This is a genomic window from Epilithonimonas sp. UC225_85, assembly GCF_042695135.1.
Taxonomy (GTDB): domain Bacteria; phylum Bacteroidota; class Bacteroidia; order Flavobacteriales; family Weeksellaceae; genus Epilithonimonas.
Map to the genome: position 1 here is coordinate 1447338 of NZ_CP170547.1, position 18000 is coordinate 1465337.

Sequence of the window (18000 nt, forward strand, 5' to 3'; positions counted from 1 at the left end):
AGATAGATGACTTTAAATATTATACTTTTATTTTTAGGAACTATTGTCGCCTTTTGGATCAGTGCGATTTGCGGTGGCGGTGCAAGTTTAATTTTAATTCCGATTCTTAATCTGTTGCTTCCGGGTTCAGTTGTTCCTTTTTCTTTGACAATTGGGACTTTTACAAGTTCAGTTTCCAGAATTGCAGTTTTTAAAAATCATATCAATTGGAAGATTTTCTTTTGGTTTGTTCCGTTTTCTATTCCCGCAGTTTTATTAGGTGCTTTTCTGATCAAATATATTAATCCAAATTATTTGCAGCTTATTGTTGCTTTTTTTCTGATTGCCAACCTTCCGGAATTGTTCAAATATAAAAAATCAGAAATAGAAAGTCAAAGGCCTTATCCTAAGTTTTTGTTAATGATTATCGGATTCTGCGCAGGTTTTGTTTCAGGAATTACGGGCGCGATCGGTTTGTTATTTAATCGTTTTTACCTTAGATTTGGTCTCAGGAAAGAAGAAATTGTTGCGACCAGAGCTATTAATGAGGTTTTTCTTCATCTGATAAAACTGTTGATTTACATTTCGCTTGGATTATATTCTGATACAGCTTTGTGGCTTGGTTTGACCATTGCTGCTGCAACAATTATTTCCTCTTATACTGTCAAATATATTCTTCCTTATCTAAGTGAATTTCTGTTCAAAAAAATTGGATATGGGGCAATGGTTTTCTCAGGGTTGATATTATTGATAGGGACTTCTCAGAAAGTTATTCAACAAGATAGAATTTCTTTTTCAACTACTTACCACAGTGCGGAAACAGAATCTGTGATTTCCTGGAGAAACACAGATTTTGTAGTAGAGTTTGCCTTCGATGATGGGTTTGAAGTTGAAAGACCAATTAAACCTGAAGAATTACCTGATCATTTGAAAGAAAAATATAATGCACTCTATTATCGGTATGACAAAATTCATCTTGAAAAAGTTTTTGCTTTTGGAAAAGATCCCAGTTACGAATTCTATTGTTATAAAGATAATTGTCTGACAAAATTTGAAATCTGATCCGTAATTTGTTTTTGTTAATTTATTTCAAACCCTTGTTTAATTTGGATAAGTGTCCTACTTTTGTTGAGATCATCTAAATTTATTTATTGAGAAAAAATTACTATTAAAATCTATTGATGAAAAAATCTGTATTGGTAATTCTATTTTCAATTTTTCTGATTTCTTGTGGTGCTTCAAAGTCTGCAAAGAAGTATTCTTATAAAAAACCGACAACTTCCAAATCGGTCAATCTTAAAAAACTCACTTCCACTTATTCAGGAAATGTTTCCGGAACAAGGGCTTCTATTCTGGACGATGCAGAAAATTACCTTGGAACGCCTTACAAATATGCCGGAAATACAAAAGCAGGCTTCGATTGTTCAGGATTGGTCTGTAAAGTCTTTGATGAAAATAAAATCCAGATGCCGAGACGCTCATCCGATCAGGCTAAACAGGGAAGATCGATCAATGTTTCTGAAGCAAAACCAGGCGATCTTCTATTCTTTGCAACCGCAGGCGGATCTGCTGTAACACACGTCGGTATCGTACACGACATTATGAACAGTGGGGAAGTAACCTTCATCCACGCATCAACTTCCAAGGGTGTCATCATCTCTTCTCTTAATGAAGCCTATTGGAACAAAGCTTTCCTTTTTGCGAGAAGTGTGCTTTAGTTTTATTATTTTTGCGGCATACGGTTTTTAGTCCACAAAAAATCAATTATCATTAATCAATTATCATTTATAAAAATATGTCTTTACAGGAAAAAATAGAAAAAGCTTGGGATAACCGTGAACTTTTAAAAGAAGAAGAATATCAGAATGCTGTAAGAGAAGTCATTGCAAAACTGGATGCAGGCGAATTGCGTACAGCTGAACCTACAGAAAATGGCTGGCAGATCAATGAATGGGTGAAAAAAGGAGTCGTGATGTATTTTCCAATCCAGACTATGGAAACCATAGAAGTTGGTCCTTTCGAATTCCATGATAAAATTCCTTTGAAGAAAAATTACGCAGCGAAAGGCGTTAGAGTAGTACCACACGCTATTGCTAGACACGGGAGTTTTGTAGCTAGCGGTGTGATCCTGATGCCATCTTACGTCAATATTGGAGCTTATGTAGATTCCGGGACGATGGTAGATACCTGGGCAACGGTTGGAAGCTGTGCACAGATCGGAAAAAATGTTCACCTGAGCGGCGGTGTAGGAATCGGTGGTGTTTTGGAACCATTACAGGCGGCGCCGGTCATTATCGAGGATGATGCGTTTATCGGTTCACGTTGTATCGTTGTGGAAGGTGTTCGCGTTGGTAAAGAAGCGGTTTTGGGAGCAAATGTTTGTCTTACAATGTCCACCAAAATTATTGATATTACAGGACCTGAGCCAATCGAAATGAAAGGTTATGTCCCGGAAAGATCAGTTGTCATTCCTGGAAGTTATACTAAGCAGTTTCCTGCAGGAGAATATCAGGTTCCTTGCGCTTTGATCATCGGAAAGAGAAAAGAATCTACCGACAAAAAAACCTCTCTTAATGATGCTTTGAGAGAAAATAACGTGGCTGTTTAATAGATATTGATTTTAAACTTATATTTGTCATTCTAATGAGAATCAAACTTCTTGTTAGGATGACATTTTTTTTAAACTTAACTTAAGAAAGCATTGTGAAACAGAAGTTCCTGAAACTGATCTCGGATTACCGGATTATCTTTATGATTTATATTATTGTTGCAGCTGTAACAGCGTTTAGCAAATATAAAAGAGGAACGGGCGGCTATAATAACTATCTGATTTTCAAAGGTGTGTTTTACAATACATTACAGGAACGAAATATTTTTCTTCAGTATCCTGATTTGTTTTTTGACAGTAATCATTATGGTGTATTTTTCAGTCTTTTGATTGCGCCTTTCGCAATGATGCCGGACGGTTTTGGCGCCGTTTTATGGAATGTTGCCAGCACTTTGGTTTTTCTTTATGCGATCTATAAATTGCCATTTTCCAATGCAAAAAAATCATTTTTCGCTTGGCTTTGTCTTCAGGAATTTATCACGGCGGCCACTTATTTTCAGTTTAATATTATATTGACAGGATTATTGATCTTATCTGCCGTTTATATTTACGAAAGAAAGGAAACTCAATCGGCATTTGCCATTCTTATCGGAACATTTGTAAAAGTCTATGGGATTGTTGGTTTGTCAGCATTTTTCTTTATTAAAAATAAGACGAAATTCATCATTTCATTTATTATAATTGCAATTTTGTTTTTTGTTTTGCCGATGCTTATTTCCAGTGTACATTTCGGTGTTCAGTCATATGTCGATTGGTATGTGTCTTTGTCCGAGAAAAACTTGTCCAATCAGACTTTGATGAGCCGCCAGGATTACTCTTTAATGGGCGTTGTAAGGCGTGTTATGGGAAATGCAGATATCTCTAATCTTATCTTTCTGATTCCAGGATTTGCATTTTTTATGTTGCCTTATTTTAGAATTAAGCAATATAAATCTCTGCCTTTTCAGATGATGATTCTGGCTTCAACCTTATTATTTATTGTGTTATTCAGTTCCAGTTCAGAAAGCCCGACTTATATTATTGCAGTCTCAGGCGTCATGATTTGGTTTCTGATGCAAAAAAAAATATCAAAGATTGACATTGGATTATTGGTTTTTGTGATGATTTTCACTTGTTTTGCATTTTCGGATCTGTTCCCAAAATTTATCAAAGAAGAAGTTTTTATTAAATATTCTACAAAAGCGATTCCTTGTATATTGATCTGGTTTAGAGTAATGTATGAATTGCTGACCAGAGATTTCGAGAAAGATTATAAATTAGATTGATGAAAAAAGTTTCCATCGTCATTCCGGCTCACAACGAAGAAGGCAATATTTCCTTGATTTATCAAAGAATAAAAGCCGTTTTTTCCAAACTCGAGAGTTATACTTTTGAGATTATTTTCGTGAATGATGGAAGCCGGGACAATACTCAATCCATTCTTGAAGAATTTAGCAGAAATAATGAAGATGTAAAGTTTATCGAGTTTTCACGTAATTTCGGTCATCAGCCGGCTGTAAAAGCAGGGATGGATTTCGCTGATGGAAACGCTGTAATCTCTATGGATGCAGATCTGCAGCATCCGCCTGAACTCATTCCCGAACTCATTCAGAAATGGGAAGAAGGCTTCGATGTGGTTTTGACCAATAGAAAATATCCAAAAGAAATCTCATACTTCAAAAGGAAAACTTCAGAGATGTTTTATCGTTTTCTTTCTCGGATTTCTGATGTAGATCTCAAAGCTGGAGGTGGTTCGGACTTTAGATTACTTGATGCCAGTGTGGTTAGCGAATTCAGGAATTTCACCGAAGACGATTTGTTTCTAAGAGGATTGACGAGTTGGATGGGCTTCAAACAGACTTCCGTTAATTTTTTGGCAGGTGCTAGAAACGCTGGCGAAAGCAGTTATAACATCAAAAAAATGATGAAATTTGCCTTCACAGGGATCACCGCATTTAGCGTAAAACCGTTGTATCTTGCAGCATATTTGGGGTTTTTGTTTTCCGCACTTTCTGTCGTTGGTTATGGGATTTACGTCATTTATTCTTTCCTTGCGAAAACCGAAATCTCAGGTTGGGCGTCACTCATTATGACCATCGTTTTTTTCGGAGGTTTACAGCTTATCATTCTTGGTATTTTCGGAATCTATCTTGGCAAGATTTTCAAACAGGTTAAGGAAAGACCAAATTACATCATACGTTCCAAAAATTTATAACTTAAGTATTTATGGCAGCTTTATCCGTCCTCCGTTCCCGCTTTTTTATTTTTTCTTAAAAAATAAAAAGAGCTCCACTCAGGCCGGGCTGCAGTTTCAATATTATAAAAAAAATAATGATCTTATTAAGTTTTGACATAGAAGAATTCGATATGCCTTTGGAATACCAGGGCGATATTCCTTTTGAGGAGCAGATTTCCGTTTCCAGAAAAGGCTTACAGAATATTCTTCGGATTCTCAAAAAACAGGATGTCAAAGCAACTTTTTTTTCCACAGTTATTTTTGCTGAAGAAAACAAAGATCTGATTAAAGAATTATTATCGCAAGGCCACGAATTAGCTTCTCATACTTGGTTTCATTCAGAGTTTAAAGAAGAAAATCTGGCGCAGTCAAAGCAAAAATTAGAAGAACTTTTTCATACAAAAGTCACTGGACTGAGAATGCCAAGAATGAGTCCTGTTTCTGAAGAAGCAGTTGCAGATGCGGGCTATTTCTACAATTCCTCCATCAATCCAACATATCTTCCAGGCAGATATAATAATTTTAGAGTAAGCAGAAACCCATTTTGGCAAAAGAACGTTTTACAGTTTCCTGCTTCGGTTTCTACGATATTCCGTGTTCCTTTGTTTTGGCTAAGTTTTCATAACTTTCCACTGTGGTTTTATAAATTATTGTCGAAATTATCATTGCAATCGACAGGATTTCTGAACATTTATTTTCACCCTTGGGAATTCAATGATATTTCTGATCCAAAGTATAAATTGCCAGGTTACACTTTCAAAAATACAGGAAAAGAAATGGAAACCAGGTTTGAAAACTTCATTATTTGGGCAAAGAAGAACAATTATAAATTTGATACGATAAGGAATTTTTTAAACCATCAAAATGTAAAAAAGAGCCAATGAAAATTGCTTACGACGCCAAACGAATTTTTTCGAGTTTATCGGGTTTAGGAAATTATTCCCGCGATCTGGTGCGGATTCTTTCAAAAATTTATCCTGATAATCAATATATTTTGATCAGTAAAAAAACATCGGAGAAAGGAAAAGAGATATTAGAACTGCCAAACGTTTCGCACGTTAAAACTTCAAAAGGAACTTTGTCCCGCCAATTCAAAATGGGAAAAGATGCGCAAAATCTTGATGCCGATATTTTCCACGGATTGTCCGGCGAATTACCATTGAGATGGAAGAAAAAACCCATCAAAAAGGTTGTCACCATACACGATTTGATCTTTGAAAGATTCCCGGAATATTACACATGGTTTGACCGTAAAATTCATTTCTGGAAGTTCAGAAGAGCAGCGCAATCAGCAGACAAAGTTATCGCCATTTCTGAACAAACAAAACAAGATATCATCCATTATTTAAAGGTTCTTGAAAGTAAAATCGAAGTTGTTTATCAAGGTTGTCACGCAAGTTTCAAAGAACAGCAATCGGCAGAATTTCTCAATCAAGTCAAAGAAAAATTCAATCTTCCGGAAAAATTTATTCTGAATGTCGGAACCATTGAGCCACGAAAAAACCTTCTGAATGTTGTAAAAGCATTAAAAGGAGCTGATATTCCGCTGGTGGTTGTCGGAACCAAAAAGAAGAAATATTTCAAACTTATAGAAGAAACTGTCAGACTGAGCGGAGTCGAAGTCTTTTTCCTTGAAAAGGTTTCGATGAATGAATTGGCTGCGATTTATAAACTGGCTGAAATCTTCATTTATCCAAGTTTTTTCGAAGGTTTTGGAATTCCTGTGATTGAAGCTTTATTTTCCGAAACGGTAGTGATCACAAGCAATACAAGCTGTCTTCCCGAAGCCGGCGGACCGGATTCTGTTTATGTTGATCCGAAAAATGTTGCTGATATCAGATCAAAAATTAATTTCCTTTGGGAAAATGAACCAGAAAGAAAACGCCGTGCAGAAAAGGGTTTGCAGTTTGTTCAGAAATTCAATGATGAGGTGATTGCAAGAGATATAATGAGAGTTTATGAAAGTTTGTAATTCAAATTTTCATAACGCCAAGTTGCAAGTAGGTGACATTTATTGTTCATAAAATAAGTCGCAAAGTTTTAAAATTTGCGACTTGAAGAAGTTTTAATTTTAAATTATTTGCGCCTTTGCGATAAAAATTAATAGTTTCTTTCTCCGAAAATCGCTGATCCAACTCTCACAGAATTTGAGCCGCATTCGATCGCTAAAGGAAAATCGCCGCTCATTCCCATTGACAGAGTTTCTAAAGGTTTTAATCCGGAAAGTTCATCAAAAAGTTGTTTCAAAATTCCGAATTCTTCACGAATCTGAACTTCATCATCCACAAAACTTGCCATTCCCATTAGACCTTTTACTTCAATATTTGGATATTTTCCATTAAGATAATTGTTGAAAATTTCTTTGGCTTCATCAACCGTCAACCCAAATTTTGTCTCTTCTTTTGCGATTTTAACCTGAAGCAGAACATTGATTTTCCGATTGTTTTTTAAAGCTTCTTTGTCAATTTCTTTCAAAAGTTTTTCGCTGTCAACGCTTTCTATCATTGAGATAAAACCAGCGACAAATTTCACTTTGTTGCTTTGAAGATGTCCGATCAAGTGCCATTCAATATCATTTGGAAGTACGGCTTGTTTCTCCAGCAATTCCTGAACCTTATTTTCGCCAAAAGCTCTTTGTCCCAAGTCATATACTTCTTTGATCTTTCCAGCCGGATTCGTTTTGGAAACCGTTACTAGCTTTACATTTTTAGGAAGTTGGGAAAGGATATTCTGATATTTTGTTTCGAATGACATTTTAATGGGATTTTAAAAATCTGCTACAAAAATAGACATTAATTATCTTAACAAAAATCAGTTCCGAAATTGGTCTAAAATTCGTAAATTTGAGGAAATTTTTATTCGAATTAATAATCAAAATATATGAGTCAATTTGATGTAACCGTTATCGGTTCTGGTCCTGGTGGATATGTTGCTGCAATCCGTGCGGCACAATTGGGTTTCAAAACAGCAATTATTGAGAAATATTCTACTTTGGGCGGAACTTGTCTCAACGTGGGTTGTATCCCTTCAAAAGCTTTGCTTGATAGTTCTGAACATTTCGAAAAAGCAAAACATGACTTTGCAAATCACGGTATCATTATTAATGAGCCAACAGCTGATATCGCAAGAATGGTTGCCCGCAAAAACGAAGTGGTGGATCAAACTACAAAAGGAATCAACTTTTTGATGGATAAAAATAAGATCACAGTTTTTGAAGGCGTTGGAAGTTTCGAATCTGCAACTCAGATCAAAGTTTCAAAAAACGACGGGTCTTCCGAAGTGATCGAGTCCAAATATACAATCATCGCAACAGGTTCAAAACCATCCAGTTTACCTTTCATTAACCTTGATAAAGAAAGAATCATCACTTCAACTGAAGCTTTGAATTTGAAAGAAATCCCTAAACATTTGGTTGTAATCGGTGGAGGAGTAATTGGTCTTGAGCTTGGTTCTGTTTATTTGAGATTAGGTTCTCAGGTAACTGTGGTAGAGTTTATGGATAAAATCATCCCTGGAATGGACGGAAGTTTGTCTAAAGAATTACAGAAAGTTCTTAGAAAACAGGGTATGAAATTCGAACTTTCTACGGCTGTTTCTGCTGTTGAAAGAAACGGAGATTCTGTAAAAGTAACCGCAAAAAATAAAAAAGGAGAAGAAGTAAGCTTCGAAGGAGATTATGTTTTGGTTTCTGTAGGCAGAAAACCTTACACAGACGGACTTGGACTTGAAAAAGCTGGTGTAGAACTTGACGAAAGAGGAAGAGTGAAAGTAAACGATCATTTGCAAACAAATGTTTCCAACATTTACGCAATTGGCGATGTGATAAAAGGCGCAATGTTGGCTCACAAAGCTGAAGAAGAAGGAACTTTTGTAGCTGAAGTTTTGGCTGGTCAAAAGCCTCATATCAATTATAACCTGATTCCAGGCGTTGTTTACACCTGGCCGGAAGTTGCCGGAGTTGGTAAAACAGAAGAGCAGCTGAAAGAAGAAGGTGTAGCTTATAAAGTTGGGAATTTCCCAATGAGAGCGTTAGGAAGAAGCCGTGCAAGTGGCGACACAGACGGATTTGTAAAAATCATCGCTGACGAAAAGACCGACGAAGTTCTTGGTTTCCATATGATTGGCGCTAGAGCGGCAGATTTGGTTGCAGAAGGTGTTATCGCAATGGAGTTCCGTGCAAGTGCAGAAGATATTGCAAGAAGTTCTCATGCACATCCAACTTATGCAGAAGCTGTGAAAGAAGCGGCTTTGGATGCAACCGGCAAGAGATCAATTCATATGTAATTTAAAATCTTATTTTATATAATTAATACAAAGAGAAGCAGTTAGCTTCTCTTTTTTTGTTAACTTAGTTGAAAATAACTAATCTATGAAACAAAACTACTTCTTATTACTACTTTTCTGCTCACATTTATTATTTAGCCAGATTATCAATTTTCCTGATGCGAATTTTAAAACGAGATTGCTGCAATCCAGTTCAACTAATTATATTGCTGCTGATTTAGCTGGTAATGCGACAAAAATTGATCAAAATAACGATGGGGAAATTGATGTTTCAGAAGCTAAAAATATCAGTGTGATATCTATAAATCAAAATGCAGGCTTGATAGATTTTGGCAATAATATTAATTACAATATTACTTCATTAGAAGGCATAAATTATTTTACAAACCTGAAGATCTTAGAATGTAAAAATAACAATCTGGAAAAGGTAGATTTTAAGAATCTTATAAATCTGGAAGAGTTTTATTTCCAAAAAAATAAAATCACTCAATTTCTTAATTTCGAAGATATTAGTAAGTTATTGGTAATGAGTTGCGAAGGAAATTTACTGACAGATCTTGATCTTAGTAAGGCGGCCAGGAATATTGGAAACAATTATTTTGTCTATTATCACTTTAACAATAATCCTCTCATTAATCTTAATCTGCAATGTGGGAAAAAAACAATTTGGGTAATATTAGCTGACTGGGAACAATGTCCATTTTATGGATTTCTTGGCTTAAATAGTACTTGCCAGCATCGTCCGCAATCAATTCCTACTTTGGTTAATCTCATTGTAAATTGTAATGAAGTGAACGATTACAGAAGTGTTTTTGGTGCGTCTGTAAATATTACAGATGATTGCCTGATCGCAACCGAAGAAACCAGCAAAGTCAAACTATCAATATCTCCAAATCCTGCAAAGGCTTTTCTAAAATTAGATGTGAAAGAAAAGATTGAAAAAATTGATATATATGATGAATCTGGAAGATTAATTTTATCTCCCTCAGTTAATCAAAATAGAATAAATATTTCTACACTGAAATCTGGTATTTATTATTTGAATGTTTTGATTAACGGAAAATATCTGAACAAAAAATTTGTGAAATTATAATTATTGTTTTTAAATTATAGCACAGAAGAGAAGCATTTGTTTCTCTTTTTTTATCTAAATATAATATTATCAATTGTTTAGTGATTTTATAATTTATTTTTTAAAATATTTCACTAATAATTGGAAATTTGGCATATTTGTAGAGTTTATCAAAAACTATAAATAACCTATTAACTATGAAAAAAATATTTACTACCTGTGTTTTTATATTGAGTCTCAACACTTTTGCACAGGAAGCAGGAAAGGCTGGAGAACTTCTGAAAAATGAAGCTTCGAAAAGCGAAATGCAAACCAAAACATCGGATAATTCCGGAAAAAGAGGTAACACTCTGGATAATTCTGGGTATAGAAATCAACCTCAGAATAATAATCCCCAAAATAATAATAACGGAATGAACTCTGGCTACAACTGGAATCAAAATTATGGTTTTGGCTATGCAGAATTATTTCTGAGAATTCCGGAACGTGGATTTTACACTGTAGAAGTCGGCGATCAGATGGCTTCTAATTCTTCCGGGAAATACAGGTTTTTTGATTTGATTCCGGGACTTATTCCGGTTTCGATTTACGGAAACGGTTATCTGATCTATAGAACGAGGATCAATGTTCGAAATAATTCCCGATTGGTTCTGGATTTTTTCAGTAATCAGGGATTGTATCTTTTGGGAACTTATCCGCTTCAAAGTCAAGGTTATGGAAACTATGGCGACATTTGGAACGATGTCTGGAATTCTCCTTATAATGGTAATTCCGGACAATGGGATCCAAATTACGGAACTAACCAAGGTGGTTACAACGGGAATAATCAGGGAGGCTATAATGGAAATAACCAGGGAAATTCTTACGGAAGTGTAATGAATAACTCGACTTTCAATGCTTTTTTACAAGTGGTGAAAACTACGAAATTTGGTGATGATAAAGTTTCGGTGATCAAACAGCAATTGAAAAATACTATGGTCACTTCTGAACAGGTAAAAGCGCTTATCGAAGCTTTGCCATATGACAAAGACAGATTGGATGTAGCAAAATTTGCTTATAGAAAATGTGTAGATCCAAACAATTATTTTGTGATTTATCCGTCATTTCAGTATCAGAGTTCTGCGCAGGAACTGCGGGAGTACATTTCAAAATTATAAAACTGGAGAGAAGCTAACTGCTTCTCTTTTTGTTTTGAATAAAATTAATCTGCAAATAATTAAATTGCTAATTAATTTGTTTTTATTTTTGTTAAAATATTAGTTATGATACAGGAACTCGACAAAGATTTCAGCAGTCTTAATCTATATATAGAGGAGATCTCGCCAAGCAAGATTTTTATTCTGGTGGATGAAAATACACATACGCATTGTTTGCCGATTTTACTCCCGAATCTTGCAACTGATGCGCCTTTTGAAATCATCGAAATCGAAGCAGGTGAAGAAAATAAAAATATCGGAACGGCAACACAGCTTTGGGAGATATTCTCGGAAATGGAAGCCGACAGAAAATCTTTACTAATTAATCTTGGTGGCGGAGTAGTTACCGATATGGGCGGCTTTGTAGCTTCAACATATAAAAGAGGATTCAAATTTATTAATATCCCAACCACTTTGCTGGCAATGTGTGATGCGTCTATTGGCGGAAAAACGGGAATCGATCATCAATATCTTAAAAATATTATAGGGACTTTTGCACTTCCTGAAGGCATTTTTTTCTATCCCGAATTTTTGAAAACGCTTGATTTTAAGGAACTCAGAAGTGGTTTTGCAGAAATGCTGAAGCACGGCCTAATTGCAGATTCCGGCCATTGGAACGACCTAAGTTCATTATTTAAGATAACGCCGGAAGATATTGCTCCGTTTATCAGACGAAGTATGGGAATCAAAAATGACGTGGTTACAAAAGATTTTAAAGAGGAAAATATTCGTAAGATTCTCAATTTTGGTCATACGATCGGTCACGCTGTGGAAAGTCTTTTCCTGAAAAAAGGAGAATTGATTCCTCACGGCGAAGCAGTTGCGCTGGGGATGATCTGTGAAACACATTTAGCTTTGCTTGCCGGTTTGATAGATGTGGAGGTTTCTTCGACTATCATTACCAAGATCCAAAGGTTTTTCCCTTACATCGATATTTCCGAATTTAAGAACGGAGCAATAATGGATTTGATGTTCAATGATAAAAAAAATCAGGACGGAAATATCAATTTTTCATTAATAAACGGATATGGAAGTTGTGTTTTTGATCAGAAATTGCACGCGGATCAAATCAATTTGACCTTAAATTTCTATAAAAATATGAATGTGAATTAATGTTATTATTCATAGAATATGATTTTTAATGCGCTGATAATTAATTATTTGAAATAATAATCAGAAAAAATATCAATTATTTTTAATTTTTTGGCAAAGTATTTGGAAGTATGCTTTCCGTAAAACAAAATTAAAATTTGATATTATGAAAAAGTTATTTTTAGGATTAGGTTTAGTAGCAGGAACTTTTGCATTCGCTCAAACAAGTCCGACATTCGGTTTAAAAGCTGGTCTTAACGTATCTTCAATCTCTGATGATGGTTATGAGGATTCAAAATCTAAAGCAGGTTTCTATGGTGGTGTATTTATGAACGCACCGATTTCTGAAATGTTCAGTATCCAGCCAGAGGTTTTATATAGCCAATACGGAGCTAAAGTTACAAGTACTGTAGAAGGTTCAGGTTTGGGAACAACTTATACTTCCAAATCATCTAACAGTATTAACCTGGATTACGTAACAGTTCCTGTAATGTTCCAGTTCCATGCAACACCGGCTTTCTATCTTGAAGCAGGTCCGGAATTCGGTTTCTTAGTAGGTGCTAAGGCTAAAGGAGATACTACCACTACTACGACTACCGGAGGTACTACTACGACTACAACAAATTCTGGATCAACAGATATTAAAGATTATACTACAAAATTCAATATGGGTGCTGGTTTAGGTATTGGTTTCAATTTTACACCTAACTTAGGAATCAACGCGAGATACGTTGCAGGTTTCACAGATATCAACAAACAATCTGATGGTGAAGACGGAACAACTTCTGTAGATAATGATAATAATAAAAACAGAAATAACACTTTCCAAGTTGGATTGTCTTATAAATTCTAATATTACAAAATCTTAAATATTATAAAAGACCGATTAATTCGGTCTTTTTTTATTTCATAATTTATATTTTTGTTATTAATAAACAATTATATATATGAAGAAGATATTTCAGGTACTGGCTATTTCTACAGCATCCATAGCTTTTGCACAATCATTTGGAGTTAAAGGTGGTGCAAATATTGCCACTATAAGCAAAGAGAAAAGCTGGGATGATACTAATGCTAAGCTGGGTTATTTCGTTGGAGTTTATATGCATGCGCCTGTCAATAGTGTTTTCAGCATTCAGCCGGAAGTGCTTTATAACAGTGTTGGTGTAAAATATGATAATAGCAAAACCTCTCATACACTTGGTCTGGATTATATATCTGCACCAATTATGTTTCAGTTTGAACCGATTCCAAAATTATATGTAGAGGCCGGTCCGCAGTTTTCTTTTTTGGTGGGCAATAGCGACCGCAACAAAACAGATGATGTGGTGACGATCAAAAAGTACAGAAATAACTCCAATTATAACAGCTTTGATCTGAGTGGGGCTGTTGGTGTTGGTTTCAGGATCAATAACATTACAATTGGCGCAAGATATTTAGTAGGGTTTACGGATATCAAAAAATCAGGTTCTACAACCTGGAGCAATGATGATAAGCAGCTTCGGAATAATGCATTTCAGATCGGTTTACAATACGGATTCTAAAAATATTAAAATGAAAAAAGACCAACAATCAGTTGGTCTTTTTTATTGAATATTAGTTTGTAAAATTAATTACTTAACAATAAGATTTTTACTTGTTGTTTCTCCGTTGTTAGAAATTACGATTAAGTAAGTTCCTGTTTTTAGAGTGGAGATATTCACTTTTGTTTTTTCATTTTCCAAAGATCCGTTAGAAATTAATTTTCCGGATAGATCCAAGATTTGATAAGTTGCACCTTTCGCTGCGTTATTCACGGAGATATTTACTTCTCCTTTCGCAGGGTTTGGATAGATCGCAAAACCTTTGTTGAAAGCAGTTTCATTCACTGCAAGATTTTTATTGATATTGAATCTGGCCGCATTCACTGCAAAATAAATATTGTTAATTGCTTTTACCATGATTCTTGCATTTCCATTGTCCACATTAGGAAGCGTTACTGTTGCGCTGCCATTATTAGGAACGTTATCTGCAAGTACAGTTGGGTAAGTCAATCCATTATCAGAAGAAATCAGGATCTGAACATTTGTAGTATTGATTGGAGCTGCATCAGTTCCGGCAACATCCCAGGTTACAACAAGAGAGCTTCCTCCAACATAGTTAGCCGCTAAATCCTGAGAAGTCACTTTGAAAGGACCGGTTGCAGCCACTGTCACTTTCATAAGGTCTCTGGCGGATTGATTTCCTGTAACTTTGTTGTCATTCACTAAAAGTGAAAAGTTCAAAGTTCTTGCAACGGTTGGAATTACCTCCCATTTAGGATTCAGTATATTATTCGCTACAGATGCCATTGTAGGGAAATATCTTTGTGCAGATGCTGTCGGTGTATATGATCTGAAAACAGTTCCGGCAGTACTTGTGGATGTTGGCGGCTGCGGATTATTAGCAAGAGTTGCCGTATCTGTCTGTTCCCAAAGATAAGTCAGAGCATCGCCATCAGCATCTGTACCGACACCTGTTAGCACAAAAGCAGTTCCGTTTGGAATAGTATAATCCAGACCTGCGTCAGCTGTAGGAACAGTATTGTTATTAGCCGTTTTCGCAGAACAATCTGTCGTTCTGGAGATGAAATTATACATTTCGTTTACACTTACAGAATGGAAATAGGCATCACTGTGAGCTTGTATATTGTTAGTTGATAAACATATCCCTGCGTACGCCATAATTGTAGATCCACTTCCAGGTTCTACAGCAGTACTATTGTTTGCGTTCCCGCTGCAAGATCCTGTATTAGCACGGAACGTATGATTACCACCAAATTGGTGACCCATTTCGTGAGCTACATAGTCAATATCATAAGCATCTGCTCTTGGCGCACTGGATCCTGTTACGCCTTGTGCTTTTCTGCTGGTATTACACGGAGATTGCAACGAAGCTATACCGCCGCCGCCAGTGCTGAAAATGTGACCGATATCATAACTCGAATTACCTACTGTTGCATCTGTAAAGGCTTGATTTTCTCCTAATAAAGCTGATCCGTCATTATTTGTAAATCCTGGACCATAAGCATCAGTATCGATAGAAAGTAAAAGATCATTGTTTGGAATCATAACCATTGTTAGAGAAACCGTTTTTTCATAAACACCATTTACTCTTGTCATTGTAGTGTTCATAGCAGCAAGTACGGCCGCCTTTTTCTGAGCTGTTGTTCCCGCAGAAAGTCCCGCTCTGTTGATATGATAGGTAGAATATTCTACAGTGCTGGAAAGTGCAAGACGGTATTTTCTGAACATTCCGTCTTTTACGATCGGCGCTTTTAAAGTGATAGGCTCCGCAGTTGGCGGCGTCTGGAAATTCACTTTTTCAAAATCACAATTGAAACGTTCCGGATCTGCAGGCAAACTGCTTCTTTTATAAACGATATAAGTTGACTTATCAGTGGTATAAGTGTCCAGATAGCTTACATCCCAATTGTCATAATACATCACATTCATCCCGTCAAAAGGAGAGATACTGAATCTGATTGTATTGCCATTATTGTCTTTCTGATAGCCGACATAAGATTTGATCCCCGGATATTTGTCAGACAATTCCTTAGCCATTACCGGAGCTTCTTTTACAACATAATCTACCAGTTTTCCGTTAGCATTAGGAAACTTAAGGACAAGATTCTCGTTGCTTGATTCTCTTAAAGGTGCTTTTTCAAGCTCAGATTTGATTCCGTCCAGATTCAGTTTATACAGTTTATAATCTGTAGGAACTGTTTTTCTGTCCAGAAGAGAAACTGTTTTCCCTAATGTACTTGTATTTTGGACAGAACTCCAAAAGTTCTTTTGCGCACTTAGCAGCATAGATGCCATGATGCCGGTTGCCGTGAGTAATTGTTTTATCATTATTAATGAATTTTATATTATTTTAATTTCTGAAATGTTGATTATTAAATGGATCCTCGCTGTTTCGAATGGGATTTAGAAAAAGAATTTATACACATTTTAAAAATTCTATCCTAATATTAAATACAATGAAGAAATAAGCGCATAAAAATATAAAAAAACAACCAAATATCATTGATTGATTGCTTTTTTAACATTAGTAATGTTTGGTTTCGTATTTCTCTATCCCAATTTAATGATTTAAAATTTTATATAATTGCAATATCAATCTGCTTCAAGCTGTTATTAATATTTATTCAGATTTAGATTTTACACAAAAAAGAATATCTTATGAATTTACAAAAACTTATTTTCATCCTTTTTTCAGTTTATTTTTCGGCTCAAAAAAATGAGGTTTGTCAAAGTTCCGAAATGTCAAAGTATGATGAAGCAGCGAGGAAAAAATGGGAACATTACAAATTTGTTCCGATTTCCAAAGATCAGGCAATTATACCGCCGTTTGAGTTTGTAAAAGTCGAATTCCTTTACGACTATGCAAAATATGAGGATGTCGTAGATTCGATGAATTTAAAATTGGAGAAATACCGTTATCTGTTAGATCCCGAAACTCCTGAAATCAACAAAACTTCGAAGTCTAAAAAGAATAAAAAAGACACTGATTCTTATATGGATAATTTCGATAAGTATATGAAAATCGAAGATTCTTTAAGAAAGATTGAGTTTGCAAAAAAGATTGGACCACTTAGCAGACCAGAAGTGATCAAAAGCGAGAGGAAGGATAACAAATGGGCCATTTTATATTATGATTTTAAGTACGATGAGCTCTTGAGATTTGGTGCAGGATATTGGCTGGCATTTTCTTCCGACAATGGAAAAACCTGGCGTTACAATTATACCGGACTTTCCGAAAAAAATAATTTTGTGTTCAAATCAAATTCGAAACAGCCGCTCTGGAAAGATGACAATCATATTCAGATAGAAGCCGATATCATAAGAATGACTGATCCAATGGGACATCCGCTGCCACCGGAATATGAAGTCGTGAGAGATAATGCATTGGTAATAATGGATATTAATGAGATTCTTAAAGACTCGGACAATGACGGGCTTAATGACATTACTGAGAAGAAATTATTGATGAATCCAAATTCTGCCGATACGGATAATGACGGAATCCCGGATGGAGAAGACACCAATCCAAGATTCAAAAGTGATTCTAATGAATTCACGATTCTTTACGAAGGATTGATGTACGGGAATTATGAAATGAAAGGCAGGTTTTACCCCGGCGAATTTGATATTGATATCAGCAATCCTAAACTGATCAGTAAAAGCGATATTCAAAAAAATATAAAGGATTCAGAAATTGATTCTTCAAAGATGGAAGATGTCTTCAGCACAGTAAGTTTTATTGTCACAGATGATGAGAATCTCCAGCAGATCAATCCGCCAAATAATACTGTAATTGTGATGACTGAAAAGGAATATGAAGAATATAAAAAACAAAATAATTCTCAGCTGATAAAGGAGAATATATCACCACTTTTCCAATGTGATAAAGCAAAAGATACTTTTATTCTGAGAAAAAGCGCCTCATACAGCGGAGAAACCTACAAGATTATCAGAACCAAAAAAGGCTGGAAAGTGAAAACCGTTTCCAGTTGGATTTCATAAAAAAACGC

Annotated in this window: 16 protein-coding genes; 14 read left to right on the plus strand and 2 right to left on the minus strand. The window is 35.5% G+C overall.

Annotated features, from left to right (window positions below):
• The first annotated feature begins 6 nt into the window (after positions 1-6).
• The 7 genes from ACFJGY_RS06875 to ACFJGY_RS06905 all read left to right on the plus strand — a co-directional run bounded on the left by ACFJGY_RS06875 (position 7) and on the right by ACFJGY_RS06905 (position 6774).
• Entirely contained in the window at positions 7-1041 is a 1035-nt protein-coding gene (locus ACFJGY_RS06875; protein WP_379969413.1) for a sulfite exporter TauE/SafE family protein, read from the plus strand.
• A gap of 119 nt (positions 1042-1160) precedes the next feature.
• Positions 1161-1697, plus strand: a complete 537-nt coding sequence (locus ACFJGY_RS06880) for a C40 family peptidase (RefSeq protein ID WP_379969415.1) — start codon at positions 1161-1163, stop codon at positions 1695-1697.
• Between the two features lie 77 nt (positions 1698-1774).
• Positions 1775-2587 carry a 2,3,4,5-tetrahydropyridine-2,6-dicarboxylate N-succinyltransferase gene (locus tag ACFJGY_RS06885; RefSeq protein WP_379969417.1) on the plus strand — a complete coding sequence of 271 codons (813 nt, stop codon included), beginning with the start codon at positions 1775-1777 and terminating at the stop codon, positions 2585-2587.
• 143 nt (positions 2588-2730) lie between these two features.
• A complete protein-coding gene (locus tag ACFJGY_RS06890) occupies positions 2731-3852 on the plus strand; it encodes a glycosyltransferase family 87 protein (protein WP_379970133.1) in 1122 nt (373 codons plus the stop codon).
• A complete protein-coding gene (locus ACFJGY_RS06895; RefSeq protein ID WP_379969419.1) occupies positions 3852-4781 on the plus strand; it encodes a glycosyltransferase family 2 protein in 930 nt (309 codons plus the stop codon). The genes ACFJGY_RS06890 and ACFJGY_RS06895 overlap by 1 nt, the downstream gene beginning before the upstream one ends.
• Positions 4782-4897: 116 nt before the next feature.
• Positions 4898-5686: a polysaccharide deacetylase family protein gene (locus ACFJGY_RS06900; RefSeq protein ID WP_379969421.1), complete on the plus strand. Its 789-nt coding sequence runs from the start codon at positions 4898-4900 to the stop codon at positions 5684-5686.
• Positions 5683-6774 (plus strand): glycosyltransferase family 4 protein, encoded by a 1092-nt coding sequence (locus ACFJGY_RS06905; RefSeq protein ID WP_379969423.1) that lies wholly within the window; start codon positions 5683-5685, stop codon positions 6772-6774. Before ACFJGY_RS06900 ends, ACFJGY_RS06905 begins: the two co-directional genes overlap by 4 nt.
• Positions 6775-6902: 128 nt before the next feature.
• Here ACFJGY_RS06905 and ACFJGY_RS06910 read toward each other — a convergent pair whose 3' ends face one another.
• Positions 6903-7556 (minus strand): YggS family pyridoxal phosphate-dependent enzyme, encoded by a 654-nt coding sequence (locus tag ACFJGY_RS06910; protein ID WP_379969425.1) that lies wholly within the window; start codon positions 7554-7556, stop codon positions 6903-6905.
• 126 nt (positions 7557-7682) lie between these two features.
• Here ACFJGY_RS06910 and lpdA point away from each other — a divergent pair, with 126 nt between their 5' ends.
• The 6 genes from lpdA (at position 7683) to ACFJGY_RS06940 (ending at position 13990) form a co-directional block, all read left to right on the plus strand.
• Positions 7683-9086: a dihydrolipoyl dehydrogenase gene (gene lpdA, locus ACFJGY_RS06915; protein ID WP_379969427.1), complete on the plus strand. Its 1404-nt coding sequence runs from the start codon at positions 7683-7685 to the stop codon at positions 9084-9086.
• A gap of 85 nt (positions 9087-9171) precedes the next feature.
• Entirely contained in the window at positions 9172-10179 is a 1008-nt protein-coding gene (locus tag ACFJGY_RS06920) for a T9SS type A sorting domain-containing protein (protein WP_379969429.1), read from the plus strand.
• A 176-nt stretch (positions 10180-10355) separates the two neighbouring features.
• Positions 10356-11315, plus strand: a complete 960-nt coding sequence (locus tag ACFJGY_RS06925; protein ID WP_379969431.1) for a DUF4476 domain-containing protein — start codon at positions 10356-10358, stop codon at positions 11313-11315.
• A 105-nt stretch (positions 11316-11420) separates the two neighbouring features.
• Positions 11421-12467, plus strand: coding sequence for a 3-dehydroquinate synthase (gene aroB / locus ACFJGY_RS06930; protein WP_379969433.1), 1047 nt, complete (start codon positions 11421-11423; stop codon positions 12465-12467).
• A gap of 145 nt (positions 12468-12612) precedes the next feature.
• On the plus strand, positions 12613-13299 hold the full coding sequence (locus ACFJGY_RS06935; RefSeq protein WP_379969435.1) for a porin family protein: 687 nt from the start codon (positions 12613-12615) through the stop codon (positions 13297-13299).
• A 94-nt stretch (positions 13300-13393) separates the two neighbouring features.
• Positions 13394-13990, plus strand: coding sequence for a porin family protein (locus tag ACFJGY_RS06940; protein WP_379969437.1), 597 nt, complete (start codon positions 13394-13396; stop codon positions 13988-13990).
• 69 nt (positions 13991-14059) lie between these two features.
• Here the strand turns inward: ACFJGY_RS06940 and ACFJGY_RS06945 are convergent, their stop codons facing one another.
• The gene (locus ACFJGY_RS06945) at positions 14060-16318 is read right to left on the minus strand and encodes a reprolysin-like metallopeptidase (protein WP_379969439.1); all 2259 of its coding nucleotides are present in this window, start codon (positions 16316-16318) and stop codon (positions 14060-14062) included.
• Between the two features lie 330 nt (positions 16319-16648).
• Here ACFJGY_RS06945 and ACFJGY_RS06950 point away from each other — a divergent pair, with 330 nt between their 5' ends.
• Entirely contained in the window at positions 16649-17992 is a 1344-nt protein-coding gene (locus tag ACFJGY_RS06950) for a hypothetical protein (protein WP_379969441.1), read from the plus strand.
• Positions 17993-18000 lie beyond the last annotated feature (8 nt).